Here is a 1,235-nt window from a genome sequence, read left to right as displayed (position 1 = left end):
CCAGCATTGTGTATTTCAGCTACTCAATAATTGGGAAACTTCAGTTAAGTTATATTTTAACTCTATTGCTTCACACGATACTCGCATAGCTCGCTTTGAGTTTTTTACTCGCTGATAAGTGCCATCAGAGCTAAAACTTGAGCGAATGAAGTGAAAATGCAGCCTACCGCTGTCTTTTTGAGGGTAAATAACATAAGGGGTATTTTCCATATCGTATAGGTCTGATAAAAGCTCTATGCTGATTTGAGCCAACTCTTCTTGGCTGAAACGAGCGTTGTCCTCATCTTCAAAACTTATCATCTCGTGTGCATACAGCTTCTTTTGGCGCTTATTGCTTGAAAGGCTTTGATTGAGTGTAATTTCATTAATAAATTCACGCATAAAATCTTGGTATCTAATGGGATCTGAAATGTCGATAATGCCAAGGTTAGAGATAGCTTGAAGTAATCGAGGATTATCTGGGGAGTTAAGATACTCTTTTGCTACTGTGTTATATCGGATAGTATTTTTAAGCTGTTTAACCGTTTCCCCCTCATGTAAAAGTTTCGCAATTGCCATTATTTTTTCCCGTTAATGACAAAGGTTTTTAAAACTTTGCTTTTGAGCGATGATATTTGTATTGCCAATTTTTTTAGCTGAATTGTTTCTGACTCAGTAATGGTCTTACTTCTGTTTGATGTTCTCGTTATTTGGTTCAAAGTATTGCCGCAGCGTTTTAATTGGGTCAGAATTTCGAATAGATAAACACTGTCTTGAATGATGATTTTAGGTGCTTCAATTTTTTTCTTATGTCGTAGTTTTTCGACTAACTCAAGCCAAGTTCGTGCTTTAAGCTGTATTTTTGTTCTTAGTAGTGACTCTTTTTCTTTATCAGTACAGCGTATGACAATTTTTTTATTGTTGTTTCTCATCTTTATTAATCTCCAAATGTAATGCGGATATTAAGACTTTTAAATGGTGAGTAATATTTAAAACAAGTGGTTAGAGGACTGGTCCCTAACCTCAACTTGCCTGTTCACTTTTAGTCTTAAACCCTTATATCCAGAAGAGCATATTTTTTATGATTGTAAAGAAAAAGCGGTGGTGGGTTAAATCTGTTATTAGGCATGAATATCTCGTCCAAATTCGACTTTATTAATTAATAGTCCAATGACAATATCATGCATTTGTTCTATTTTGGAAAAACAGATTGTTCGACGCGTTAAGCGTTTAATCCATGTTCTAAAATTTAGGTT

At 34.7% G+C, this 1,235-nt stretch carries 3 protein-coding genes; all 3 read right to left on the bottom strand.

Annotation, left to right across the window (positions count from 1 at the left end):
• Positions 1–15: 15 nt before the first annotated feature.
• The gene (locus tag CDZ78_RS20610) at positions 16–558 is read right to left on the bottom strand and encodes a relaxase/mobilization nuclease domain-containing protein (RefSeq protein WP_244559321.1); all 543 of its coding nucleotides are present in this window, start codon (positions 556–558) and stop codon (positions 16–18) included.
• Positions 558–911: a plasmid mobilization relaxosome protein MobC gene (locus CDZ78_RS20605; protein WP_087871606.1), complete on the bottom strand. Its 354-nt coding sequence runs from the start codon at positions 909–911 to the stop codon at positions 558–560. Before CDZ78_RS20605 ends, CDZ78_RS20610 begins: the two co-directional genes overlap by 1 nt.
• A 189-nt stretch (positions 912–1,100) precedes the next feature.
• On the bottom strand, positions 1,101–1,235 hold a 135-nt coding region (locus tag CDZ78_RS20600), incomplete at its 5' end, for an IS1 family transposase (RefSeq protein ID WP_244559322.1).

Source organism: Bathymodiolus platifrons methanotrophic gill symbiont (assembly GCF_002189065.1).
Taxonomy (GTDB): domain Bacteria; phylum Pseudomonadota; class Gammaproteobacteria; order Methylococcales; family Methylomonadaceae; genus Methyloprofundus.
The sequence above is the reverse complement of the archived record's forward strand: the minus strand, read 5'-3'. Positions and strand labels throughout refer to the sequence as shown.

Coding starts and splice junctions, on each gene's coding strand:
- CDZ78_RS20605 (WP_087871606.1), bottom strand. CDS start 911: ATGAGAAACAACAATAAAAAAATTGTCATACGCTGTACTGATAAAGAA.
- CDZ78_RS20610 (WP_244559321.1), bottom strand. CDS start 558: ATGGCAATTGCGAAACTTTTACATGAGGGGGAAACGGTTAAACAGCTT.